Origin of the sequence: Parapedobacter defluvii (genome assembly GCF_014642075.1) — a bacterium.
GTDB lineage: Bacteria > Bacteroidota > Bacteroidia > Sphingobacteriales > Sphingobacteriaceae > Parapedobacter > Parapedobacter defluvii.
Map to the genome: position 1 here is coordinate 224,253 of NZ_BMIK01000003.1, position 26,566 is coordinate 250,818.

At 51.0% G+C, this 26,566-nt stretch carries 19 protein-coding genes; all 19 read right to left on the reverse strand.

Going from position 1 to position 26,566, the window contains the following annotated elements; genetic code table 11:
- Window positions 1-3,369 (reverse strand): SusC/RagA family TonB-linked outer membrane protein, encoded by a 3,369-nt coding sequence (locus tag IEX60_RS07405; RefSeq protein WP_188749047.1) that lies wholly within the window; start codon window positions 3,367-3,369, stop codon window positions 1-3.
- A gap of 139 nt (window positions 3,370-3,508) precedes the next feature.
- Window positions 3,509-4,519, reverse strand: coding sequence for a FecR family protein (locus tag IEX60_RS07410; protein ID WP_188749048.1), 1,011 nt, complete (start codon window positions 4,517-4,519; stop codon window positions 3,509-3,511).
- Between the two features lie 90 nt (window positions 4,520-4,609).
- A complete protein-coding gene (locus IEX60_RS07415; protein ID WP_188749050.1) occupies window positions 4,610-5,161 on the reverse strand; it encodes an RNA polymerase sigma factor in 552 nt (183 codons plus the stop codon).
- A gap of 380 nt (window positions 5,162-5,541) precedes the next feature.
- Window positions 5,542-7,338 carry a bifunctional lysophospholipid acyltransferase family protein/GNAT family N-acetyltransferase gene (locus IEX60_RS07420; RefSeq protein WP_188749052.1) on the reverse strand — a complete coding sequence of 599 codons (1,797 nt, stop codon included), beginning with the start codon at window positions 7,336-7,338 and terminating at the stop codon, window positions 5,542-5,544.
- A 75-nt stretch (window positions 7,339-7,413) separates the two neighbouring features.
- Window positions 7,414-8,403 (reverse strand): endonuclease/exonuclease/phosphatase family protein, encoded by a 990-nt coding sequence (locus IEX60_RS07425; protein WP_188749054.1) that lies wholly within the window; start codon window positions 8,401-8,403, stop codon window positions 7,414-7,416.
- Window position 8,404: 1 nt separating this feature from the next.
- A complete protein-coding gene (locus IEX60_RS07430) occupies window positions 8,405-11,158 on the reverse strand; it encodes a TonB-dependent receptor (protein ID WP_188749056.1) in 2,754 nt (917 codons plus the stop codon).
- Between the two features lie 94 nt (window positions 11,159-11,252).
- Window positions 11,253-12,389, reverse strand: coding sequence for a TIGR03364 family FAD-dependent oxidoreductase (locus IEX60_RS07435; RefSeq protein WP_188749058.1), 1,137 nt, complete (start codon window positions 12,387-12,389; stop codon window positions 11,253-11,255).
- An 8-nt stretch (window positions 12,390-12,397) separates the two neighbouring features.
- On the reverse strand, window positions 12,398-13,726 hold the full coding sequence (locus IEX60_RS07440; protein ID WP_188749060.1) for a DUF5690 family protein: 1,329 nt from the start codon (window positions 13,724-13,726) through the stop codon (window positions 12,398-12,400).
- Between the two features lies 1 nt (window position 13,727).
- Window positions 13,728-14,411, reverse strand: coding sequence for an HAD hydrolase-like protein (locus tag IEX60_RS07445; protein ID WP_188749062.1), 684 nt, complete (start codon window positions 14,409-14,411; stop codon window positions 13,728-13,730).
- 48 nt (window positions 14,412-14,459) lie between these two features.
- Entirely contained in the window at window positions 14,460-15,386 is a 927-nt protein-coding gene (locus tag IEX60_RS07450; protein WP_188749063.1) for an alkaline phosphatase family protein, read from the reverse strand.
- 1 nt (window position 15,387) lies between these two features.
- Window positions 15,388-16,758, reverse strand: coding sequence for a (R)-1-hydroxy-2-aminoethylphosphonate ammonia-lyase (gene pbfA, locus IEX60_RS07455; RefSeq protein WP_188749065.1), 1,371 nt, complete (start codon window positions 16,756-16,758; stop codon window positions 15,388-15,390).
- A gap of 1 nt (window position 16,759) precedes the next feature.
- Entirely contained in the window at window positions 16,760-18,625 is a 1,866-nt protein-coding gene (locus tag IEX60_RS07460) for a metallophosphoesterase (protein ID WP_188749068.1), read from the reverse strand.
- Window positions 18,626-18,635: 10 nt separating this feature from the next.
- Window positions 18,636-20,006, reverse strand: coding sequence for a (R)-1-hydroxy-2-aminoethylphosphonate ammonia-lyase (pbfA, locus tag IEX60_RS07465; protein WP_188749070.1), 1,371 nt, complete (start codon window positions 20,004-20,006; stop codon window positions 18,636-18,638).
- Between the two features lie 131 nt (window positions 20,007-20,137).
- Window positions 20,138-21,316 (reverse strand): purple acid phosphatase family protein, encoded by a 1,179-nt coding sequence (locus IEX60_RS07470; RefSeq protein ID WP_188749072.1) that lies wholly within the window; start codon window positions 21,314-21,316, stop codon window positions 20,138-20,140.
- 15 nt (window positions 21,317-21,331) lie between these two features.
- Complete coding sequence (locus tag IEX60_RS07475; RefSeq protein ID WP_188749074.1) at window positions 21,332-22,864, reverse strand: Ig-like domain-containing protein; 1,533 nt, start codon at window positions 22,862-22,864, stop codon at window positions 21,332-21,334.
- A gap of 50 nt (window positions 22,865-22,914) precedes the next feature.
- Window positions 22,915-23,394 carry a hypothetical protein gene (locus tag IEX60_RS07480; protein WP_188749076.1) on the reverse strand — a complete coding sequence of 160 codons (480 nt, stop codon included), beginning with the start codon at window positions 23,392-23,394 and terminating at the stop codon, window positions 22,915-22,917.
- Between the two features lie 13 nt (window positions 23,395-23,407).
- Window positions 23,408-25,045, reverse strand: a complete 1,638-nt coding sequence (locus tag IEX60_RS07485) for a LamG-like jellyroll fold domain-containing protein (protein WP_188749078.1) — start codon at window positions 25,043-25,045, stop codon at window positions 23,408-23,410.
- Window positions 25,046-25,055: 10 nt separating this feature from the next.
- Window positions 25,056-25,907, reverse strand: a complete 852-nt coding sequence (locus IEX60_RS07490) for a DUF5007 domain-containing protein (protein ID WP_188749080.1) — start codon at window positions 25,905-25,907, stop codon at window positions 25,056-25,058.
- Between the two features lie 8 nt (window positions 25,908-25,915).
- Window positions 25,916-26,563 carry a fasciclin domain-containing protein gene (locus IEX60_RS07495; RefSeq protein WP_188749082.1) on the reverse strand — a complete coding sequence of 216 codons (648 nt, stop codon included), beginning with the start codon at window positions 26,561-26,563 and terminating at the stop codon, window positions 25,916-25,918.
- Window positions 26,564-26,566: the final 3 nt, after the last annotated feature.

Sequence of the window (26,566 nt, forward strand, 5' to 3'; positions counted from 1 at the left end):
TTATAAACTCATGTTTAATCCTATATTGAAAATCCGATTCGGTGGGAACGTGGTGGCTCCGGTTTGTAAATCGGGATCCCATAGCTTAAAGTTGGCAAACGTCAATAGGTTCACACCTGATACGTAAATCCGCAACCCCTTGATCCGGGCCTTCTGCATGAGCCTTTCGGGGAGGAGATAACCCAATTCGGCATTTTTCAGCCGAAGGTACGATCCGTCCGCCATCCAGAAGGAGGATGCTACGTTGTTGTTGGGGTTGGGAGCCGTAGTCAGGCGCGGGTATTTGGCATCCGGATTCTCCGGAGTCCAGTAGTTGTCGACCACGTCTGCAAAAATACCCGATTCATTCATATTACGTGCCGTAATCGGGTTGGTCAGGTCTGATTGGAACAGGAAGTTCACGTTGCCATTTCCCTGAAAGAAGAGCGACGCATCGAAGGCTTTCCAGCGTGCCGACAGGCCAAAGCCGTACACTACCTCCGGCACGTTGGTATAACCAATCGCCTTCCGGTCGAAGGTATTCACCACACCGTCTCCGTTCAGGTCCAGGTATTTGATATCACCCGGCTGCACCTGCCCGCCCACATTTTGTACAGGCCACGCATCGATTTCCTCCTGATTTTGGAACAGCCCTGCGGCAATGTATCCAAATTGCTGCCAGCGTGCCTGCCCGGTGCTGTACAGATAAGGATCGTCATATTCCGGTTGGTCCTGGTTCAGAACGATGTTGCGCGCGAACGTATAGTTAGCCAATCCGGAAAGAAAGACCTCACCCAATGTCTGGTTGTACCGAAGCGACAGATCGACCCCGGAGTTGCGCATTTCACCGATATTGACGTAGGGTGTGGTGCTGATCCCGACATAAGAAGGAATGGTGCCCCGTTGCAGGAAAATACCCGTCCGGTTCTCCCGGAAATAATCGGCCTGCAGGTTCAGAGCATTGAAAAACGACAAATCCACACCGACGTTCAGTTTCCGGGCCTTTTCCCAGCTTACATTGTCATTGGCCCAATCGCCCACAGCATAAGTGGGTTGTGCTCCCGCTCCTTCTCCGAATCCGATCCCGGAATTTCCTGAATTGATAGTCTCTAAATAAATAAAGCGCCGGTTACCACCGATTTCATTGTTGCCCACAGTACCCAGGGAGCCCCTCAGTTTGAACATGCTGACCACGTCGGTGAGTGGGCTAAAAAACGGTTCATTGGAGATCATCCACCCCAGGGCTATCGATGGGAAGAACCCGAATCGCTTGCCCGGAGAGAAATTTTCCGACCCATTGTACCCGAAATTGCCCTCGATGAAATACCTGTTGGCGTAGTCGTATGTCAACCGGGCCGCAATTCCCTGGTTTTTGTAAGGGAGGGCCAACTGAGACGTAGCCACGCCCACCTCGTTGCGCTGGGATTGCTGGTAAAGCAGCAGTCCGCCCAAATTGTGCTCTCCGAAACTGCGCGCGTAATTTGCAGAAGCCTCCAGATAAAACCTTCTCGTACCCGTACGGGTTTCGGAATAGTTGAGTGTCTGCTGTCCTTCCACACGTCTCACCATCTCCAATTCACCGTTTTCATCCCTTCCTGTAGCGATCCATTGCTCGGCTGTGCGCGTACGGTTGTGTGCGCTGTAATTCAACGCGTCAAACGAAGCTTTCAGATTCAAAGACAGGCCTTTGGTCACATACTCACCCAGATCCTGGGTAATACCAAACAACGACTGTGCATTATTCCAGAATGCTTCCCGGTAGCCGGTTTGCGTGAGCAGTGCATAGGGGTTATATCCCTGCATGTCTCCCGGCCCGGGAAATAACCCGTTGGAATATACCATGGGAAACGAATTGGGGGTCGTTTTAAGCGCATAGTCCCAGATCGTACCACTGGCCGAACCGGGATCGTTTTTCCGCTCAAACTTGGTCGTCAGGTTGATGTTCAGTTTAGTATACTTAAAAATCTGTACATCTACGTTGGAACGGAAATTGTAAGCCCGGTAGAAGTTGGAGGTGTTGTAAGCTTTCAGGTTGTCTGCCTTAAAAAGGCCGTTTTCACCATAATAGCCACCCGACACATAGTAGTTGACCGTGTTGGACCCACCGCTCACATTGAGGTTGACCCGGTTATTGTTTGAATAATTCTTGTATAATTCGTTTATCCAATCGACATTGGGATACAGGTCGGGATCCGAACCCGTCCGGTAGGCTTCAACGGCTGCTGCGGGGAAATAGTCAAATCCACTGGCTGCATTGTACATTTCCGCAAACTGCACGGAATTAGCCATTTCCGGAATATTTGTAGGACTGAGAAAGCCCTGCTCGGCCTTTACAGAAATCTGTGGCTGACCGATTTTCCCCGACCGCGTGGTAATCAATACAACGCCATTGGCTCCCCTGACCCCGTAGACAGCCGTCGCGGCGGCATCTTTTAAGATGGAAAATTCCTGGATGTCTTCCGGATCCACCAGGTCAATATCCCGTTCGATCCCATCCACCAGTACCAGCGGATTGGCCGTTCCCAATGTACTGACCCCACGGATCCAAAAGGTAGACCCCGCTCCGGGCTCCCCGCTTCGCTGGATGGCGATGACCCCGGACAGTTTGCCGGCCAAACTGCTCGACACTTTGGAAACCGGCGCCAACAGCAGGTCTTTTGAAACTGTCGATATTGCACCGATCACACTTGCTTTCTTCTGCACGCCGTATCCCACAACCACCACTTCGTCCAAATCGGCCGCACCGGGCGCTAAAACAATGTCAAGGTCCCGGGATTGGGTTACCTGAATCGTTTGTTTCTGGTAGCCCACCATGGAAAACACCAACGTTGCCGAAGCAGCCGGCACCTGCACAATGTACATCCCGTTGGCGTCTGTATAGGTGCCGGCCGTTGGATGATCCTCCACGGCAACGGAAACCCCTTGCATGGGATTTCCCAATGAGTCCATGACCGATCCCTTGACCTCAATCTTTTCCTGCGCCAACGTAGCATTGTACTGCCGGCTGGCATAGACCACCACTTTTCCGTTGACCTCTTTATAAACCAAGGGAAGGCCAGACAATAATTTCACTAATACCCGCTCTACAGATTCCGAACGGGATGATACGCTTACCCGAAACTGATTTAGTTGTTCTTCGTTATAGGTGAAGGACAAGCCGGACAGCTGTGCAAGTTGCTTAATCGTTTGCCCCAATGGTTGATTAACCACAGAAAAGCTTACTTTGTTTTTTTTCAGGTGCTGCGCATGGGCCGGTGAGGCCGACAACAATTGGAATACCGTACTGAATGTGGCGATAAGTATCAAAAAGGTACGCATGAGGAGGGTACGTTTGCTTGATAGCTGTCGTAGAAAAAAAGCAATAGTTTTCCCACGAGATGATTTTTTCATATCTTAGTCACTGTTTTTAAATGATTTTCGAACGATTATTTAAAACGTGGGCATGCGCCGGCTTTCCTCCGGTTCATGCCGTTTTTTTATTGTCAGGGTTATGTTATTTCCATCGTATCTCCTTCCATATATTTTTTGATTAATTTGTTTCCGCGCATCCGCCACCGGTGATGACGATCCGATTTCTTTTAACCTGATACGTAAACTGGTTGACCAAACTGACGACACTCAACAATTCCTCCCAGGTTTCATCTCCGGCCAGCGTATGGGTGATACGGCATCTACGTAAATCGTTGTTGGTGAATTCGAGTTTCATATCATACCGTTTGGCAATGAAATCCGCCAATTCAGCCATCGTGATGTTGGTTAGCTCGAAAGTTTGAGGTTTCCAAGTTAACAGCGATGCAACGTCTTTCCTTTCTTTGCTGAATGAGTTGCTGTCTGCTCCGCGTATAGCAAATTCACCGGGCTCCAACGTAAGCTGTTGTGACCGATGGAGTACCTGCACTTTACCTGTCAGCAAGCCTACTGATTGTTCGGAAGCCGCGCTTTTTGCTATAAATGTTGTGCCCAGCACCTGTATGGTCATTTGCCTGCCATTTATGACAAATGGCTGCCGGGCATCGTGGGCTACGTCGAAATACCCTTCTCCTTCCAAACTGACATGACGGTTATCCTGGCCGAATCCTGCGGCTAACCGCAATTCACTGTTCCGGTTAAGGGACACCAACGTACCATCGGGAAGTAATACCTGCCTTATTCCGTCATGACTGGCGAATACTTCCCCCACATACTGTATTTCTTTGTGGCCGCTGTTGTTGACAGATAATATCTTTCGATTGATCATGAAATAGCATGCAAAACCGGAAACTAACAGCAAGCAGGCTACCAGGCCAAGGTATTTTTTGGGCCAAGCCGCCTTTTTTTGTTCATGCGGAGGGTGCGTTGGGTGCATCATTGTTGTAGAAAGCGTCTGTTCCAGCCGCTCTTTGATTTCTTCCACGCGGGCTTCGGGCAGTTCATCAAGTATGGCATCCCGGCTATCAAAAGCATCGAAATAACTATCCAAAAGCGCCTGCTCTTCCTTAGACAACGGGATACCCTGCACGTATTTATCGATCAGTTGTTCGAATGCTTTTCTTTTCTCCATCTTGCCGGATCAAGTGGCCGTACCACCATCTTCCCTTTTTATAAAGACATACCGCAAAGTGGATTTCTTCCCGAAAAAATTTTTACTTTTTTATAATAATAGGGATAAGAGCTTGGTTTTTAAGTCGAGGTGGGTGAGCGACAATTGGTTTTGGACGGTCTTCTGCGAAATGTTCATGATGCCCGCAATTTCAGAGGTACTTTTTTCTTCTTCATACCGCATCTTGAACAGTCGCCGTTTATTGTCAGGCAGTTTAGCGAGCCACTGGTGGAGCCTTTCATGAAGCTCTTTTTCAAGGAGCGATACATCCGCTGCGGCCGTGTTGGACAGCCGCTCGAACCGCTCGAAAAACTGCGCAGTGGACTTGCCTTTGCGAATGGCCTTATATACCTGAAATTTCACCGCTTGGTGGAGGTATGCAGGTAAATGAGGGATCTCCAGTTCAAACCGCCTTGCCCAAAGATCGCAATAGATTTCCTGTACAATATCAAATGCCAGTTCATAATCCATCAGCCGCTTGTACGCCTTATTATACAATTCCCGCCAATACCGCTCGTAAATTAATGTAAATGCACTTTCATTGCCTTCCCGGAGCCGGGATACCAATTCGCTATCACAGATTTGAGTATCGCTTCTTTTCATTCGAACGTTGTTTAACGTAGCCCTCATGCAACCGATATACTGTAATTTCAACAAGCCTATTGCAGTTACGATAGAATCCGGGCGGCAACCACGACGCGTACAAACTTACTATTGGGATATCACCCTAATATTAAATTATTGTTAGTCATTTATGTCGTTCTCAGTTATAGGACGTTGTTGGAAGAAAGGATGGCATGTACTATTACCGATAGGAAACAGAAGAAATCTGTAATATAAAATCAAAATTACTATTAAAAAACAAGTAATATTATAAATAATTAATAGGTATAAAAACCTTATAATCCCTTATAAATTCCCTAGAAAACCCCTAGTAAATATGTAAAAGTTTAAGGCAAACTATAGTTTGCTTATTTATCGGTTCAAGATGGTTTAACCGCTTCCTCCCGGGATTCAGTACCACCGTTAGCAGACCCGAAAAATCGTCTCTCCATCGCAGCGTCCATTTTAGTACGATCGAATACGATTAACCCATCCAGACAGTAATTGAATTTCGGATCCACATTAAAAGCGATGATTTTGGCTTCAAGGCGTAGGTAATGTCTAAGCAACACAGGAAAACGCAGGCTGGGTTTTTCGACGTCCATGATCAATTTTTCCAAGGATGAGAGCGAAGTCGGGTTATCTAGCAGGGCGTCGATATTCATTTTCATTAAAGTGGGTTTGAACTTTTTCCGCGGTTGCACCAGGGCGGCCAGCGTTTCATCGTAACAGTTGCGCCGGATAAACGCGACAATCACTGAGCGGGAAAAGCGAGAAAAGTCGCCACTGATGCTGACAGGGCCAATCAGGTAACGATACGTCGGATATTTTTCCAGACAGCAGGCAATGCCTTTCCACAATAAGTACAGCGGCATCGCCGATTGCTGGTACTGTTCGCGTATCCAACTGCGGCCCAGTTCCATGCTTTCTTTTAAGAGGGGTAAGAGCCCCTTATCAATTTTGAATAACTGCGAGAGGTAAAGTCCCCGTTTGCCATGGCTGTACAACAATTCTTCGCCCAAGCCTACGCGGTAAGCCCCCACCAGCTGCTGCTTGCTCCGGTCCCATACAAACAAATGGCGGTAGTATAGGTCAAAAACATCCAGATCGATCGCCCGGTTGCTTCCCTCGCCCACCCCCCTGAAGGTAAGCTCCCGCAGTCGCCCGATCTCTCGCATAAGGAAAGGGATCCGCTGTGCTTCTGCCAGAAAAACATCGAAGTTACTCACGGAAAGCAGTTTCCGGTCCTCCAGTCCCTGGATTTCCTGCACGATAGCCGCTGACGGCACGGGCTGAACAACAGCTTCCGGCTTTTTGGGCAGTTTGAAAATGCCCCGTTCCAGCCATTCCCATCTGCCCTTGGGGATGTCCGTTCCCAGCGCATACGTCCGGGCACGTACATAATCCAGTATGGCTTTGGGCTGAATATACTCCAGCAACTTCTTCGGGATGATGGGCATACCGATCCGCATATGCACCGTATGCCCGTTCTTGTTAAAAAGCTCCGCCGGTAAACGGGCCGTCCGCAGCTTCGGATGAACCAACCCCAGGATATTGAACAGCAAGCTGTTGTGGCCGTGAAAGAAAACCGGTATCACGGGCACATCCGCTTTGATCAGCAATTTGCCAACCACCGGATGCCAGCGCTTGTCCGCAACCTGTTGCAAAGCGGGTTGGTAGGAAGACACCTCGCCGGCTGGAAATACCACCACGGGTATTCCTTTTTTTACCGATGCCAATACTTGCCGGATAGCCGCAACATTGGAGGGGTGTGCTTCTTCATGGAAGGGATTGATCCCAATGAAATAGTTGTTCAGATTCGGGATATGCTGCAGCAGGAAATTCGCCATCACCTTCGTTTCGGGCCGTACCGCGCCGAGAATTTTGAGCAGAATCAGTCCTTCTATTCCTCCATAGGGATGATTGGCCACTACGATGAATGATCCGGATCGGGGTACCCTTTCGAGATCGGCCTGGCTGATATCGACGTGTATACCCAACAGCTCAAGCACGCCGTCGATAAAATCGGAGCCCTGTAGGTGGCGCACTTTATCGAATTCAACATTAAAACGATCGAGTTGCATCAAAGACATCAACAGACGATCGAGTCCGGGAACGGGCAGCTTGTCTATTCCAGCTGCTTTAGCAACTACTTCCCTGTTGATCAATGGCTCCATTAAATAATCGCGTTATCCATACAAAGCTACCCTTGCCGCGTTAAGCCATCATTAAGTGAAAATGAATATAGCTCGTTATTTTAGGGCAAGCCGGAAAACCGCCCAGACGGGTAAGTGGTCAGAAATCTGGCCAGCCTCCGTGACTACCCGGCCTGTTACCAGTTCAAGCGCATCGTTATAAAAGATATAGTCCAGCCTGGAAGTAGGATTGTCACTGCTGTAAGTATACGGAATCTTAAAAACGTTGCCCAGGTCGACCGTACCCAAATTTTCCCGAAGCATCGTGCTGATCGTTGGATTGACCTCATCGGGGCTGCTATTAAAATCGCCTACCATCACGGTAGGATACTGGTTACTGTACTGCTGGTACAATTGCAGCACAGCGTGGGTATGCTGATCGCGCGTATCCCGATCAAATGCTTCCAAATGCACGTTGATGACAATTACTTCGCTACCCTGTATCAATAACTTGGCTACCTGTGCCAGCCGATTCAGGTAAAAAGCACGGTAATAAAATGGCGCCGAAGCTACGGCAGCCAATGTATCCACCGAATGCCCCCACATCGGAAATTTAGATAGGATGGATTGACCCGAAATGACTTTGCCAAAATGCATGCTGGGGGGCCAATAGGGAAAGGGTACATATCGCTTATCCCAATTGACCGCCCTCGCTACGAATGGGTATATGGTATCGGCCAGCGTCTCCTCTTGATCAACCTGATAGCTCCGGCTGCTTCCGTAATCAATTTCCTGCAGGCATACCACATCCGGGGAAAGGTCGGCCAATAGGTTTCGGGCCTTCTGAAGATTACCGTCAAACAGGGATTGTTCCCGTTTCACCGCTTCATTATTGGTCATCCCACTGAGGTAGCCGATGTTATAGGTTAGGATGGAAAACACGGTATCCCTATCCGTTACTCCGACAGCCAGATAGCTGCTGTCTGCACGCAACATCACGTGGTCGGCCTTGGAAAGATTGGGCTGCTGCCCCCAGAAGTAGAACCCGGCTACCATCCCGCAAATAAGCAGGAGAATACCCAGCGCAACCCGGAAGACCGTTTTCATGTTAGAATGTTATCCTGACCTGTGCACCGACGATGCTTCTGCTTCCGCCAATGTAGGTGGGAAAACCAATGGTGTCGCCACTGTTTCCCGCGTCAATCATGTAGCGGGTATCAAACACATTTTTGCCATATGCGCCTATCTCATAGCCGATACGATTCACAGCAAACCGGTATCCGGCCGTGAAGTTCGCCAGTCCGTATCCTTCCTGATACAAGTCGTCGCGGTTGTTGTCTTCAAAATATACGCCGGACTTATAGGAATACGTTGGTCTCAAATAGACGGATGACCGGCCATTGAGCGGTACGTCTGCATCGACACCGATGGCGAAACTGTGATCGGGCGTCAGCCGGAAACGATTACCTGCATATTCCTGTGGGTTTCCGTTTTCATCTGTGTCGTTAAATTTCCCATCGATATACGCATAATTGCCAAAAACATTGACCGTGGGGGTGATGAAGTATCGCAGGCCGGTTTCAATGCCGAAACTATGCGCTTTGCCACCATCATCGGCCAGCAATTGCGGCGCAATACTTCCCGGTATCTGCTGCAACGACAGGGTCTGAAAGTTGGACCAGTCGTAATAATAGGTGCTTAGTTCGTATCCTAGTTTCCCGTCAGCTACCAACCCCTTCAATCCTGCTTCATAGCTCCATACTACTTCCGGCTTTAAATACGTAGTTTCTGAAGGAATGATCGAAATAACCCCCGGCCTCCGACCCCGTGACACACTGCCATAAATATTGTTGCGACCGAATACGTAGTTCAACGCCAGCCGCCCTACATACGAATAGTAATTTTTGCTGGCATATATCGTCCCGTCGGATACGGGGTTCAATAAATTGGGCGAACCGTTATTAGCAATCATACCAAACACGCTTGGCGGCGAAGCAGCATCAGCCCGATAACCGCCCCGTTGGGCTTCATACGTGCCACGAAGACCTGCGGTAAGCTTCAACTGCTCGGTCAGGTCAAATGTGCCATCCGCAAATAGTTCAACCGCCTGATTTCTGCCGTAGGTGGTATACGTCTCGTTATGTGCGTGATTGATGGGGCTGCCGTCTAGCAGGGTGACCAACCCGATCAGTTGCTCGGGCAATACACCTTCGGGTAACATGCCCGACTGAAGCAGTTGCTGCCATGTGATGCCCGGGGGCAAGCCTCCCGGTATCAGTTGGTTGATCAAACCCAATGCCAGCGGTTGCAGGTCAGGCAGGTTTTCCACCAGCTGGGGTCGTCCATTTGCGATGACCGGTTCGGTATGAAAAAGCTGCTGTATCTGCTGGGTGAGCGCCTGCACCTGCGCATCCGGCAATCCGAGGGATGCACCGAGCTGGCCGACCTGGCCGGATAACTGACTGTTCAGTATCGGGGCAATGTAAGCCGGATATAATACCTGTTCGTTTACCCGCATCGGCACTTCCTGTGAAGAGTTTTCGTAAAAATAACCGGCTCCGAGGAATCCGGAAAACCGGTTATTATTTTCATAGGTAAATCGAAATTCCTGGCTATACTGCGTTCCTTTCGCTAGTTCAGAAAGCCACAACAGTTGGGCCGGAGTGCCGTCGGCATCAAAAGATTCGTCACTGTCAAAGGCCCGGAAACCCGAAAGGGACGACAAGCGCCATGCATCTCCCAAGCGGTGGTCTACCAACAGGGTGGCCCCACCCACATGCCGTTTTATATACAGGTCTTCGCCCTGCTCCAGATCGGCAAATGTGTTGGGATCGGTATCCCCGCCCGCCGGGGCAAAACGCTTGCTCTTGAAGCTGGTACCCGGATAATTGTCGTACTGATAATTCAGGATCAGATCGGCCGTTGTATTCGTTCCGCCCCATAAACGGGTGCTGTTGCGCAGTGCGATGACTTCCTTCCCGTTGAGCCGGCCGCCGGAAAGGTTTCGGATAAATCCATCCCTCCCTTCGTAGTTGAACGCGAATCGGTTCGCTAACTTGCCCGCAACGATCGGGGTGTTGAGATAACCATTGACAAACCGATGGTTGTATGCCCCGTATCCTCCATTTACCTCGGCTCCCAGCCGATCCTGTGCCTTATTTTGAATGATGTGCAGCGCACCGATCTGGGCTCCCCGTCCGAAGAGCGTACCCTGAGGCCCTTTGGCCACTTCCACCCGTTCGATATCGAACAACTCGACCACCGAGGCCCGCGAACGCGAAATGGAAATTCCATCCTGAAAAATGGAAATGCGCGGCTGCGTACGCGAATCGCCATCGTCCGAAGTAATACCCCGGATCACATAGCCCGGATTATTGGGGCTTTGCAACTGTACTTCCATGCCGGGAATAAATGCGGACATCTCATCCATTTGCCGCATGTTGAGCCGGTTGAGGGTTGCACCCGACAGAGTACTCACCGTAATGGGTACTTCGATGCTGGTTTGTGTTCGGCGCTGTGTGCTGACCACAACCTCGCCCAATGATATTTGCCGCGTACTGAGCACGATGTCGTCAAGCTGTTGATGGCCATCGCCCACCGTTAGCTCGACGTTGTATCCCACGTGGCCTTGATAGGTCACCGTAAGCCGGTAAGATCCGGGAACCAATCGATCGAAACGAAACGTACCATCGGCTTGGGTTTGGGTAAGCTGATTCGTCCCTTCCAGCGATACGGTTGCACCAACTAAGGGGAAACCGGCTTCGTCCGCTACTTTGCCGGAAACGCTGCCTTGCTGGGCATATGCCGACATGCAAAAACCAAGGGAGAATAAAAGGATAAAGGAGGTAAAAATAGCACGCATAAATAGTTGTTTCTGCAAAGCTATTGATACCCCGTTAAATCATCGTTAACATACAATAAACAAACGCCGAGGTGATCCTATCACCTTAGGGGCGTTACAGCCCCATCCGCTTCCCGATGATGTATTCCGCCAATCCGAATGACAACGTCATCCCAGCGCCGCTGAGTGCATTGAATACAAACACATTACTTTCGGGCTGTTCAAAAACGTAACTTTCACCATTGGTCATTTTCGCATATACACCGTTCCAGGACTGGGATAACCGGCGGTCTTTGAACCTGGCAAATGTACCGAGGTAGTCTATGATTAACTGATTGATCAGTTGCCGGTCAAATGGATCGGGGCTAAGTCCATATTCATGCGAATCGCCGATCGTGAGCTCCCCGTTTCCGTGCTGGGATACCATCACATGGATACCCCATTTGAGATATTCGGCCATTTCCTGCTCGGCCCATTGCCGGAGCGCATGAATGGATGCAGCGGCTTGAAACGATCCGTAGTGCAATAACGAAAGACCACCACATAACGGCGGCCCGATGCGCCAGTCGTTGGGCTGAGGTACCAAGCGCATCATCTGCAATTTACATTTGGTAATCGGCAATGACGCAAATAAATTGGGATACAGGGTTTCGAAGTCCGCACCGCTGCACAACAGGACCAAATCGGCTTTCTGGACTGCCTTTCCGCCTACATAGATCGTCGAATCGGATATCTGGTTAATGCAGGTATTCCACCGAAATACCACACTGCACCGTTCTTCAAGATAAGCTGCGACGCCACCGATGGCTTCCCTCGGATCCACGATGACCTCTTCGGCGCTCCACAATGCTCCTTTCAGTCCGGAAGGGTTTGATGCGGGCGACTTCTGGATAACCTGTTCAGGGGTGAGCACGGCGCAATCGCGATCCCGACCGTACAGCGATACGTAATCTTCCATCACAGCGAGTTCCGTATCGGAATACGCCAGGTGCAGCGAACCCGTTTGTTCGTGCCAGATTCCTGCTGTCGAACAGATGTCTTTCCAGGTATCGCGTGAACGGATCGCCCATTGGTAAGGCAAGCCCGCAGGCTGACCAACCGGCCAAACCATTCCGAAATTACGGATGGACGCCCCCAATGCCCGCGGGTGACGTTCGTATACGGTTACCTGAAAATTCCGTTCTGCCAACGCCTTTGCGGCGGCTAACCCAACAATGCCGGCACCCACAACGACAGCAGTTGGCTTTATCATTCCATTACTCATATATTCGAATAACTAATTGTTTCAATCAACGGAGGCTTGTCCTTCCCCTCCCGATGCTTCCATTTCCGGCGGAAATAGCCCAGGGACAATCCCACGAAGAGCATGCCCAGTCCGGCAGCTACCATCAATGCTTGTTCGTAAAATGTGCCCCAACTTAAACGAACGAATCCCAATTCCCTGACGATAAGCACACTCACGCTACCCAGGTAACCAACAGCGTCTGCTATATACATCACAAAACCAATATTGCCCCGATGTTGGAAGCTGGCGAGCATACGCTCGAAAAAAATAGCATTGTAAGGTATGTAAACCATGTATAGCCCTAAACCTGCAACAGACATCCAACCGATGCCACCGATCATCCCTTGCTGGAAAAGCCAGGTAGAAATACCGGCACACAAACACCCGCCAATGACCATGAAATGGATCAATATAAACGCTTTCCGGTTGTTTTTCACAAAGATCAACAGTCCCATCATGAGCAAAACAACCAAAGAAATTGCCGTATCTGTCTGCACATAGATGTGTTTATCTGATATTCCGATCGCTGACCAAATTTCAACTTCGAAGTTATCGCGTACATCACGGATTACCGTGAATAGCAGATATGCGCTCACGGTAAGCACCAAACCAGGCAGATAAGCCTGAACAAAAGCATGTCGCTCTTTACGGTCCATGGCCTTCCGTTCTGTACGCAGGGCCTTGTCCCGGGCGTCTGGCAAGGGCAGCCACTCCAGCAACAGCGTGCAGATCAATAGTGGGATCACGAAAAGCAGGCCTGTACAAAAAGGCATCCATATTTCGGGAATGTGGTGGTTCTCAATCAGCGTACGGCCCGTGGTTTTGACAAATCCGGATGCAAAAACGAGGCTTACGCTCATTACCGCGCCCAGAAACTCGGTGGCCCTGCGCCCTTCAAGGTAGGAAAAAACCAATCCCCAGATCATGCCAAGCGGTAATCCATTGATAAACAGAAATACAATGTTATAGGGTGCCGGCACCATGGCGAATCCCAACAATGCCAACCAGGCGATACCCACAAGTGTGACGATCTTATACCCCCTGCCACGCGCTCCCAACTCGGCGATAAACCGGATACCGTAGAATTTACTCAGCATGTATCCGAATACCTGTGCAATGACCAGCCAAACTTTGTAATCAACTCCCAACAGGGAGGCTCCCTCGAAGGTACCGGCGGTAAATGCCTTGCGGAAAGCATACATGCTGGTATAACAGCCAAAGGCCGCCAGCGCCATCAACACCATCGCATAGCGGTAAGGCAATTGCGCTACTTTTGTCCGTATTGTGCCGACCCAATGTCGCATATCAGGCAGATACGATGTCCACTACGTCACCGATGTCATCAATGATGTGGGTCGGATGATACTCTTCAAGCTGCTCGCGGGTATATGCACCGGTCGTTACACCGATCACATACCGGCAGCCTACATTTTTTCCTTCGTTGACATCCACCTCCGTGTCCCCTACCTTGGCTACCTGCGATGCATCGGCAATACCGGCACGCTTCATCAGTTCGCGGATCATGTCGGGGTACGGCCTTCCCTGCGGCACTTCATCCGATGCAACCATATAATCGATTAATTCCCGGTCAAACCAACCCAGCTTTTCGACGATGACATCGGCAATATTGCGGGAGAACCCGGTATTGAGTGCAATTTTGATCCCCATGTTGCGTAACCGGGCAAACGTTTCCTCCACATTCGGCAGGGGCTGAATATCTTTGGTTTCGTAGTACCGCACCATACGGCCGACGAACGACCGGTGAATGGCGGCCACATGATGTGCATCGATTACTTCCGTATCGCCCTGATGGGCTTTCAGGATTTCCCGGATCGCCTTATTCTTTTCGTAACCCATGTACGGATTGATCTGGTCTAACGGAATCTGGTAACCGAATTTATCCAGTGCCGCCTGAAACGCTTCACCCACGTTATCGTTGTCCCTCACAGTTGTGCCGGCAATATCAAAAACTACTAATGCAATGCTCATCGCTCTCTTCTGCTTTTTATTTTTTACTTTTTACTTTTTACTTTTTACTTAGTAAGCTGGTTCTTCAAACCCCATGAAAGCAGGCTTGATGGGCCGACCGACCCACGCATACGGCTGCGTAACTCCCAATGCCAACGCTGCTGTTGCCGCAATGTCATAGGTATAAGTGGGTTGCTGCACCACATATCCAGCCTTTACTCCCTGCCCGGCAATTAGGATGGGAATTGTCACTTCTTCCGGATGCTCACCTCCGTGTCCATGACCGATGCCACCATGATCAGAAGAGATGATGAGCAATGTCTGATCGGCAATACCTGCCTGGGCAATTCCCTCCAGGATGTGTGCGATCAGGGAATCTGCATGAGTGATGGCGGCCAGGTATTCCTTGGTCATATGTCCATAATGATGACCAGCGCCGTCTACATGGTCTAATTGGATAAATGCGAATACAGGTTTCCGGGTCGCGATGTATTGGCTAAACGCTTCCGCCGTGGAATCCGGTGTATCGAAATGCGCATCGTAATTGACGGACGCCTTATCGTACAGGCGGCCAAAGCCACCCCATTCGTAGACAGATCCAATTTCAGCATCGGGCAGTTGCGCACGTACTACATCGAATATGGACGGAAAGCGTCCGTTTTCGCGCTGTACGACAGGCGGAAGCCGGACGCTGTCCAATTCCCACTCATTGCTCGTTATTCCGTGTGCCTCCGGTCCTGCGCCGTGCATCATGGAAGCCCAATTCGGGCTGCTGACCGATGGGAGAACTGTACGCGCATTCCAAACGGCGCTACCCTGCGCAACCAAGCTGTCCATGGTCGGGGTAGCAGCCTTACGCAATCCTGCGCTACTCAATCCGTCAATGCCAATGATAATTACGTGCTGGATGCCCTGGGGTGTTTTTTGTGAGCCGGCCGTGCAGCTTACTGCCAAAAACACGACGGCCATCAATAGGTATTGTTGTGATCGCTTCATCTTATAATTTTATCTTGTTAAATGCATGTTCAAATACGGATAGTATGGTATCGCATTGCGTTTTGGTAATGGTCAACGCCGGGCGGATGGTCGCGACATTGCCTTCGATGACTTTAAAGGCTACGCCATTTTCCATGCAGGCATACATCACCTGCTCGGCGTAAAAGATGGCGCGTTCCTTTGTTGCGCTATCCGTAACCAGGTCAAGACCAATATGCAGTCCCTTTCCGGCCACGTGGCCGATAACCGGGAAGCGTTGTTGCATATCACGGAATCCCTCCAGCAGATAGGCTCCCATCGCAGCGGCATTCTCGATGAGCCTGTGTGCTTCCAGATAGTGGATGGCAGCAAGGCCTGCCGTGGCACTCAACGGATTCTTCTCATGCGTATAATGGCCAATGGAACGATGGCTCACAACGTTGAATTGCTCCTTGGTGACAATGCCCGCAAGCGGCAATACCCCGCCGCCCAGGGACTTCCCAAGCACCAACACATCCGGTATGACGTAATGCTCGCAGGCAAACCAGCGGCCGGTTCTTCCCAGCCCTTCGATGATTTCGTCGAAAATCAGAAAGATACCATGCCGATCACAGCATTCGCGCACACGCTCCCAATAGTACCTTGAAGGGACAACGGGTGTCGCGGATATGGGTTCGGCTACCAAGGCTGCGACATCCGGGTGCCGCTGCAAAATCACGTCCAACTGCCGGATGTACTGTTCGTCAATGGCTTCCGTATCGGTCAGTCCCCAAGGGTTTCGGTAGTAATTGGGAAATTCCACATGGAAGGCGCCGGGAACCATCGGACCGTTACCGCCTGTGAAATGCTCTTCGCCACCTATACTTGCGGCCTGAAACCCGTTGCCGTGGTAAGAATCCCAATAGGAAAGCGTCTTCCACCGTCCGGTGACCTGTTTGGCCAGCGTGACGGCCATCTCAATAGCTTCTGATCCCCCGGGGCAGAATAAGACGCGGGTAAGGGGTTCCGGTGTAATCGCAACCAGCTTTTGTGCAAGCCGGATGGCCGGGATGTTTGTATAACGACGGGGCGTAAAGGCCAACTGAGACTGCAATTGCTGAATGACCGCCGTTAGTACCTCCGGATTGGAAAATCCCGCGTTATGGACGCCGTTACCATGTAAATCGAGGTATTCGTTACCCCTTAGATCGTAGATGCAAGCACCTTCGGTTTTGGACAAGACGTTCATAACCGGCGTGGAGAGCGCCTGGTGCAGGAAGACAGCGGCATCTGCCTCTATCCAGTCCCGGGTTTGCGCGTCGAGCCCCGAAAGATATCGGTTACGCAGTTCACTGGCGTTGATATCTCCTTGTTCACGGGAGATGGGATCGTTCGTGATTTGTATGACACTCATATTACCTCTTTTTCTGTATGGCTAAGTAATCCTTCAGGTTTCCGGTTACGTCGTATACGTTCAGCCTCAGCGTATCGCCAACAACCTGTACCATGCAATAATGATGACCACGGTAGGTCTTGGCGCTGTACCATGCGCGTGTGGGTGTGAAATCCTCTAAATTGCCCCCAGCGCCACCTGCCTGGACATAGGTCACCCCGCCCTGTTCGATACGCCCTTCGCGTATCGGATAAGTACGCTGGTAGGTATGCAAGTGGCCATAAAAAACGAAGTCTACCCCGTAGCGTTCGTACAGCGTCGTCAACTGCTGCAGGTTGGTATCGCCCAACGCAGATGGTCCGGTCCACGAATTACCATAGTCATCGTCGTCGGCAGAATAAATGGCATGGTGATGCGCGACGAATTTCCACCGCGCAGTGGATGCTTTCAGTGCTTCTTCCAGCCATTGGTACTGTTTTCCTCCCGGTTGTAAATCCATCGGTTTATTGGTGTCCAGCATGAAAAATTCCGCATCGCCATAAACGAACCGGTAATAACCTTCGGTATCGGCAGGTAATGTGTGATAACGCCCATACCAGTAGAGGTCATCTTCACCATTGCCCGGCACGGGGTAAAAAGGAATCCGCTCCAGTAACTGTCCCATTCCGGTGAAATACTCGTAGTTCCACTGATACTTATTATCCCTGACGCCATCGTCGGTGATGTCGCCAAGATGGAGGGCAAAATCGGGGCGTTCATCCCAAGCGAGTTTCGCAATCCGGTTGTTGATGTGCGGGCGCGCTTCGGTATCACCGATGACCGCAAAAGCGTACGCCTGTGTATCGGATCGGACGGTCGCAAATGTGCAGGTACCCGAACTTAGGGTCGTGCCCGCGGCATCTGTCGCTTCAATTTCATAGAAGTAGGCCGTGCCGGGGCGAAGCCCATCAATCTTTACGTTGCGGATGTAGCTCCGTATGCCTCCCTCGTGGAGTTCCCCTGTTTCCGGTTGCAGTACCACAGAATCCGCCAGCGGCAGCCGTTCACCATATCGCACCACTGACCGTGCCGGCCGGTCGGTTTCCCAAACCACTTGGATGCTTTCTTCCTTGACGTTATTGAGGTATGGGCCCGCATTGAAGTGAAACCGGTCAGGTAACAGCCGCCCGCCCTCCACCATATCCTGAAGCAATTTAAAGCGGGCGCTGATCTCAGATTGCCCGAGTGCACCATCCAGCAGCCGGACATTCTTCATCAAATCGCCGAGCTGCATATCCGGTTCTTTTCCAAAATATCCGGCTAGTTCCAGGGCATCATCGAATAGAAACGTCTTATCGGTTTCGAGCTTACGTTTATCAACCAACTCGCCGTTGACATACAGACACAACCTCCCGTCCTGATAAGTGCCCACCACATGCCACCATCGGTCTTTCCAACCCTCCCCGTCCAACAAATATTCAATTGTAGCAGACTGAACAGAAAACCATACCCGGTCATGATGATAGCCCAGCACCCAGGAGCGTCCGGCGCCCGATTGCCCATCCGGCATGTATAAAAGGGCACCTACGGGTTGGTTTACATGGTTGATTAACCAGCACTCCACAGTAAATCCATCCGTTGACCGGTACCCGGTCGGGATCGGTACCGTCAGGCAGTCAGTCGGAGAAACTCCCAGCAACCGATAACGTGACCGGTCGGAAGCCAGCAATGCAACCGGTAAACTATCCCGTTGCAGCTGATACACCTTGGGGTTCCGCGCCTGTTGCCCCAATGTATAGTCCGGCCATAGCCATTGATCGACCCATACCCCTCGGTCTTGCGCATATCCGTAGGTCAGCAAAGACAGCATGAAATAGCCCAAAAAAGCAAAAGATAGTTTACTCATCATCTGTGATTCCTTATGAATTGGATCGAAACGCATCCTCAAGTATATCCAGCGCTTCGTGCAGCTTCTGCTCGGAGATGACCAATGGCGGGTAAAGGGACAGCACATTCCCACCGGACACCTTGAAGCTTAATCCACGGCCAAGGCAGTGGTATAAAACACGCTCTGCCAGCACAGGGTCGGGCGTCTTGGTTTCCCTGTCTTTCACCAACTCCACTCCCCATAGTAAACCCACACCCCGTACATCGCCGATGGCTTCATACGCTGCTTTCATTGCTTCAAGGCGGTTAGCCATCAGTTGCCCCATCCGGTCGACATGCGGCAGGACGCCGTGTGCATCCATGTAATCCAGTCCCGCCAACGCAGCGGCAGCACCCAACGGACTTTTTTCGTGGGTGAAATGCCCGAGCGAAACCTGCGCCGCGATATTTAATTCGTCTTTACAGAGCATGGCTGCCATCGGCATAATGCCTGCTCCCAGTCCTTTGCCCAACACAAGCATGTCGGGCACGATGCCGTAGTGCTGGTAAGCAAAAGACTTACCTGTACGCCCCATGCCGATCGGGATTTCGTCAAAAACCAACAGTACGCCATGTTGATCACACAGTTCCCGGATACGCCGCCAATAGGCCTGCGAAGGAACGTGTACCGTAGTGCTTCGTACGGTTTCCGCCACCAATACGCCGATATCTCCTTCTTTCTCCAATACATACTCCAGGTAGTCCGCGTAAGCCATGTCCCCGTCCTGATCGTTCGGGTTAAACCACATGCCCCGGTAACTATCCACGGGCGGCACGTGCACACTCCCCGCCATCAACGGACCCAGCCCCTGCTGGAAAACATACTCCCCGCCCAGTGAAATGCTATCCATCGACGCACCGTGAAAGGAGTCGTACATGGCCAATGTTTTAAACTTACCGGTATGGATGCGGGCCAGTTTCAACGCCATCCCAATGGCCGACGTACCCCCCGGTGCGAAAAGCACTCTATTCAACCGGTGTTCGGTCAGCGCCGCCAGCCGCTCCGCCAGCTCGATGGCCGGCAGGTTGGTAAATCGCCGTGGACAGAATGCCAGGATATCCAGCTGCTGCTTCACGCGATCGATGACAAAGGAATTGTTGTATCCCAACTGGTGCACGTTGTTGCCATGAAAATCGATATAGGTCTTACCCGCAAGACTCGTCAGCTGCGCCCCGTCGCTCGATGCAAGTACATCGAGGCAGGGAGTGGAAAGTGCCTGATGCAGGAAATGGTCGGCATCCCGCTGCAAAGCATCCCGGGTTGCGTCGTCGGTGAGCGCGTCATGCCATAGCTTACGTTGCCCGCTTACATTAAGATCCCCCTCTTCAACTAAATGCTTTGCTGTATTTTTGTTATCGCCCATCGAGTCGCTCCAAAAGTTTAGCAATACTAAACATTGTTTATTAACAAAATCTGCAATTGGAATTAAGAAATCGTTAACACAAAAGCGGGGTGCCTTGAACGAACAAGGCACCCCGCTTAAATTTAGGGCGATTACTGGCTTTGTTTTTTTAATAAGAGCTGATCAAATACCTGTCCGTGGATGTCAATGGCTTGAAAATGCAATTCATCTCCTGCCACGCGCACGTAGCCAAAGTGATGTCCATATTTCAGTTTGTTTGTAAACCACGAGCGCAGCGGTGCCGGTGTCTCTAAACCACCGCCGTTACCGCCGATCTGTATATAGGTGATTCCATTGCGATTATCCACCCCGTTGTTCCGTATCGGCCAGGTACGTTCGTAGGTATGAACGTGGCCGTAGAATACCAGATCCACGCCGTATTTTTCATACAACGCCGGCAAATGGGCTAATTCTGGGATGCCTAATGTGGACTTGCCCACTTGGGTATTGCCATGATCGTCGTTATCCGACGAATAAATGCAGTGGTGGTGGACCACAATCTTCCACCGGGCAGTCGATTTCGCCAGTTCGGCTTCCAACTCCTTGTAATGTTCACTACCGACCGATAGATCCTGATTGGAATCGAAGAAGATGACCTGGGTATTTCCATAGGTCACGGTAAAGGTCCGCTTGTTTTCGGGATGGCCGAGGTATTTATGGAAGTACGGTGCATCCCGCTCGTGGTTACCGAGCGTGGCATAGACAGCATACTTGCTCATAAACGGTTGTCCCTGCGGAAGGAACTGCCCTACCCAATCGCTGAGACGATAGCCATTGTCTACCTGATCTCCGGCGTGGACGGCAAAATCGGGCCGCTCCGACTCAGCCAGCGTAGCAATCTGGCCCCACACATTTGGATTGGGCCTTCCCTGTGAATCGGAAAACACAATAAAGCCGATCGGGGTACCCTCGTTTACCGCGGTTTTGAATGGATACACTTCGCTATAAAGGGTATCGCCTTGCTGGCTTACACTCACTGTCCGGTAAAAGTACTCGGTCTGCGCCTGTAGACCTGTCAGCTGCACGGTATGGAAAGCCGTATCGGCATCAACGCTACTCATGCGTGAAAGATTGGGTTTCTTTGCGTCAAACTCGGCGGGTCCGTATTGCACCCATCCTGCGGTCGGATGCTCCGTTTCCCACTTGACCACTATGCTCGTCTGGGTAGCCCACTGCAAATAGGGAAGCACAACGAAGCTTGGCTTATCTGCGGCAAACCCTGCCTGCCAAGCCATCAGTAACATACAAAATTGAAAAACCTGCTTAATCATCGCTATTTTTATCAGTTAATCGTTGTACAATGCGGCCACTTCCGCCGCTGTAAGCGCTTTTTTATAGAGGCGCAGTTCGTCCATAAAGCCGGTCAGCGCCTTACGGGTATCGTCACCCGCATTGTAATCGCCGGTTCCGCCTTCCCAAAGTGTGAATGGATAGTCGTTGACCTCATCCCATAATGGCCCGACAAGTGTACTCAGGTCGTCACTGGAGGGATTCCCTTCCTGTGCATAGGCGATACCGTCAATATATACCTGCAACCGTTTTTCGGTTTGGTTGATCACCATGGTAACCATGTGCCACTCATTGTCTGACAATGCAGGAGCCGGCGGATTGGTCTGCCCTGCCCGCCAATCGATACGGGTACTGGTGGTTGCATCACTGCCGGCCACTTTCACGATCCAGCCTCTCCCGGTTTCCGGCGTACCATTATAGGTAGCGCCGCCATCGGTGCATAGCACCAATCCCGGATTACCTCCGCTATCCCAATCGGAATTCGAAAACAAGACGGGGTCAGAACCGATTCCCTGAAGTTTGACCCAAAGGTTGATGCTGAAGTTTTGGGTAGCTGAGGGCCGCAACAAATCGTGCCTGGGCAAGACCGCATAGGACCCGGCTCTAAACTCGACGACTTTACCGCGGATGGGATCCTGCACAAAGCCTGCTTCTGCCGTCGCCTTCGCTCCCAATTTAGCATCGAATTTATTGCCGCTGGCATCGGTCAGGTCGTCATCCAAAGGCAGATAAACCACCACATCGTCGGTGCTGCCTGCCGTAGTCGTAAATGCCCAAGGCGATGCTTCGTCAAACCCTTTAAATGCTTTGCCATTGATATCGACAAAAACGCCTTCATCGATGGTCACGCGGTAATCCGTGGCAAACGCAAGTGGTGCCGGTAAATTAATGGCTACTTCACCGCCATTAATTACTACTTGCTGGCTGGCCACGGGTAAATCGGTGATCGTGTTGCCATCCGGCCCGAAAATCCGGATATTTCCGTCGCCCTTGCTGACTGTTGAGGCAAATGCCAGGTGAAGGTCAAACAGCGATGCCTCTGTGCCCCCATTTTCCGGCACCATGGATAGTAAGGGCAGACCGCTTTCTCCTGCGGTGGTGAATGTCCAGGAAGTGCCCTCGGGCAACCCCATGAATTCATTGTTCAACAGATCCATTACGATACCCCGGTCCAATGTGACGGAATACGCTTCATCCGCGTTGAATTCCGATGGAACGATCGTGACAATCCGCTCATCTTCCCCGATTGTCACGTTATCGGAAGTGACATCGATTACCTGCATGCTGCCCGATTCCCCGGTGATGGTAATGTTGCCCTTGCCTTTTTTGACAAACTCGTCAAATGTTAATATCAGCCTGCTATCAATCGCAACACCTTCCACCCCGGATACCGGGTTATAACTGATAACGGTGGGATTCGCCGTGTCGATGGTGTGGTCAAAATCTTCTTTGCACGCACTCAGGCAAGCCAACGCCGCAACGATCAACGTCAGCCGCGCCCGCCTATCCCTGTAATTGTTTGTCTTCATATTTGATCATATTATTAGTTCTTCTTCAAAAGGCTAGGATTGCCTCCCCATTATTTCCTTGTCAGTGTCACGCTGAAATCGCCTTCTCCTTTTTCGCCCGTATCAGTATTTTCCCACCCCATGTAAAATGAAAGCGTCAACGAGGTAGCGGATACGTTGATCGTGAATTCATCAACTGGCCCTACCTCAGACAAGGCGACTTGTGCGGCATCCGCTGTTCCGGTAACAGACCAAGTTCCCGCCGCGGACCCAAAGACAATCGGACAATCCTTTGCGGAAAATTGCGCCGGATATCCATCGGCGTCGGTTGTAAACACCAAACGCATGTTTCCGAAAATTTCACCGGGAATGTCGTCAGGCGTAACGATTGCCGTCGGATCTCCCCACGTGCCGTCCAGCCTTCCGGCGACCAGCTGTTCAGCATTCAGCCCGTGGTCGCGCACGAGATCCTTCTCGCAGGCCCCCAAGGCCAGGCAGCACACCACCACCAGGGCAAATAGGCTGCGTTTAAAAATAAGTTGTGTTCGCATTGTATTCGGAGGATTAGTTCACTTTAAATAGACGGTAAGGGACATTGGACTTCAACGCGTTTCCTTCCAATCCCCAACTGCCATCGATGTTCAGCCCCAAATGTCCCATGATGTTGACGGCTACGTCGGTAAGGCCGATGGGATAGTACGGGTGGCGCTGTGTGGCATTGCCCACCAGCTCACCATGATGGCCCTTGCCACTGAAATCGCGGATCTGATTACCCCGTGTCTCATCCAGCTTCAGGTAGAGGTTTAACGACGATAGATTGGGATGGTTGCTATTTTCCACGTTTCGCAAATACATGTAGCTCCTGATCGTCTCGGTAGAAAGCACGTCGGTCCATATGCGCACCTCGTTAAACGCTCCCGACCAGTTCGGGCTTCCCCCACTGTACTGTTGAGTCCCCTCTTGGGCAAAGCAGATGTAAGTATACGGCGAGGTCATGTTGTCCTCGGGTTTGTAAGTGAGCGGCGAAGAGTTTACCAACTCACCATCCTGATAGACACGGCATTCCTTGGTTTTGTCAAACGTCACCGCCAGGTGATGCCAGCGACCGTCCTCGATCGGCTTGCTCGAACCGATGTCATACCGCTCGCTTTTCTGGTTGGCAAAATTGATTTTCCAGGTGGATCCGCTCCGACAAAGGATAAACCCGGGATTGCCTCCAGAATCCCAATCTTTATCGCCCATAATGGATGGGTCGCTGCTGTTATCACTGCCTGCTTTCACCCAAAGCTCAATCGTATACCGCTCCATCCCCTGCAAGGCGGTTCCTGCAATGGGAACCCGGATGTAGGTACGATCGCCCGACGGGTTTTTACGAATGTCCAGTACATTGTCTGCATTTTCGCGGGGGCTCAATGCTGTGCCGACCAGCTCCTTGTTATCCAGATTGGCACCCGAAAGAATGATGGGTACATTGATCTCTTCTTCGCTGTTATTGGTGTATGCACCGGATTCTGTTCCGCCATGGGACGACACTAGAAAAATGGCCCAATCCTCATCCGCATAATTTTGCCGCGATTGGATGGCCGCATGCAGCTTCGAAACATATTCGTCGATCTTTTGGATCGCCTGCACGTACCGCGCCTCCCGTAGTTGGAATCCCGCATCTTCGCCGACTTCCTCCGGACTGCTGAATTGCACAAACAGCACATCGACACCGGCCTGTTGCAACAGCTCTTCCGATTTGGCAAAGACCTCCTCGTCGGAAGCGAAATGAAACTTTTCGTCGGCCGCGCCATTCAGTAAATCGTTGATCGATGCGTTACGTACAACGGACGCTACCGAAATACCGGGATTGGCCGACTTGATACGGGTTACCACCGATGGGTAAAGGTTGAACTGGTTGCCTTCAAAAGAGTGATTCGAAGCCACCTGGTGTTTGCCTACCGAAACCCCGGTCAGCAGTGTGGCCCAACCCGTCGACGCATAGGCCGGTACGCCGCTGAAGCCATTCATGCTATAAGAGGCATCGGCAATCAATTTGTCAATACCGGGTGTTGTCGCATAGTCTATGGCGGTATTGATGATTCCATCGACGCCAATCACCAAAATTTTCTTTGTTCCATTGGTTTGCGCCCATGATACCCCGGATATCCCGATACTCAAGGTCAGTGCCACCATGGAAAATCTCAAAAACGTTCTCATTCCGTGATATTTATTTATATAGCCGAATTACATAACTTCCCTCGCGACCCAACACGAAATTGAATTCCGCATTTTCATACGTATCGGTCTCGGCCCCCCCTTCGTTTGTCGTGACTTTCCAATTGCAGTAGGTCGTGGACTCCTTGACGGGAAAGTCGACGTTCCAGATTTCACCTTGTTCGGTATCGTCCACGAAGGTTCCTTTAAATCCCAATGCCCGGCTTTGGGTAAAATCAATCCGGTTGCCGTGGAGGGGTACACCATCCCGGTAACCGACAAACAGGATCTGATTGGGGGCATCGCCAACGCGTTCGATCTCCGGAGCCTTTGTCATTCCCGACCAGGATTTCAGCTCATATTCGGCAAACTCAATGACGAGTGCGTCCTTCAACAGCCTTGTCCCAGATGAATTGGACACTTTGATATCGAAATGATATTCCCCTGCCCGGATGTTATTCCCTTCCAGGATCTGGAGGCGTCCGGTGTGCTGATTAATGGTAACCGCCGGAACCCGCGCCGTGTCTGTCTTAAGGGCAAGCTCTTCGTCCGTCTCGTCGCCGACGATGGGTTTGGTATACTGGATTACCGGAATTTCCTGTAGCAGGGCCGATACGTCGTTGCCATTCGTTTCGGTGATGTTCGCGATCTCGAAATACAGCGGTAACGTCGATGTAGATACCTGAAAATCCCCGATTGACTGCGCCAGCCCTGCCACGGCCTGTTGCTTTCGGTTCCGGTAGTTGATGTCAGGGGCAATGCTCCCTTCTTTGGGGATGTCTACACAACTAACCATCATAAACAGCCCGAACGTAAACAGCGTGCCGCTGTAGAGCCGATTTATTATTTTTTTAGTGCTTTGCATTCGTTCGATTAATTAAACCCAAAAATGTGCGTATCCGAATCCAATACCTGAATCACCCCATTCGCTGACTGCAAGTCTGACACGACCACGCGTACCGATTGATACTGTTCCTTCTGACCTTCTTCTGCCACATTCAGGGAAAACACGATGGCCTGTGCGCCCATGTTGACATTTCCCAGGTAATCCTCACGGACCAGGTTAAACCGGGCCTTACCCCCGCCATAGGTGGGTATGTAGCTATAAGATGTCTGCAAATCGCTCCGGATGATTTTCCGGTCAGGGATGATGTAGTTTTTGATAGTTTGTCCGATCTCCGTAAGGTCTTCGGCACCGATATCGGAAAGGGATGCCGGCCAGGCATCCAATTCTGCAAACTTCAGCTTGAAATAGTTATGGATGGAATAATCCTTGGGCGCCAGAAAGGTATTTCCTTCCTGATTTATCGCATTTTCCAACCCACATAACCTGATCAATGTAGCCAGTGTGTCAAATGTTTCCGGGTGGCTTTCCAGGTATTCCAGGGTCGACCCTTCAAAAACACCGGCATTTTCCGGAGATACTCCGCCGTCTGCGAAATAGTCGTCGCTGCAACCGGATACAGAAAGGACTGCGAGGACTACCAAGGGCAAGAATGATTTCGTGATATAATGTACCATCGT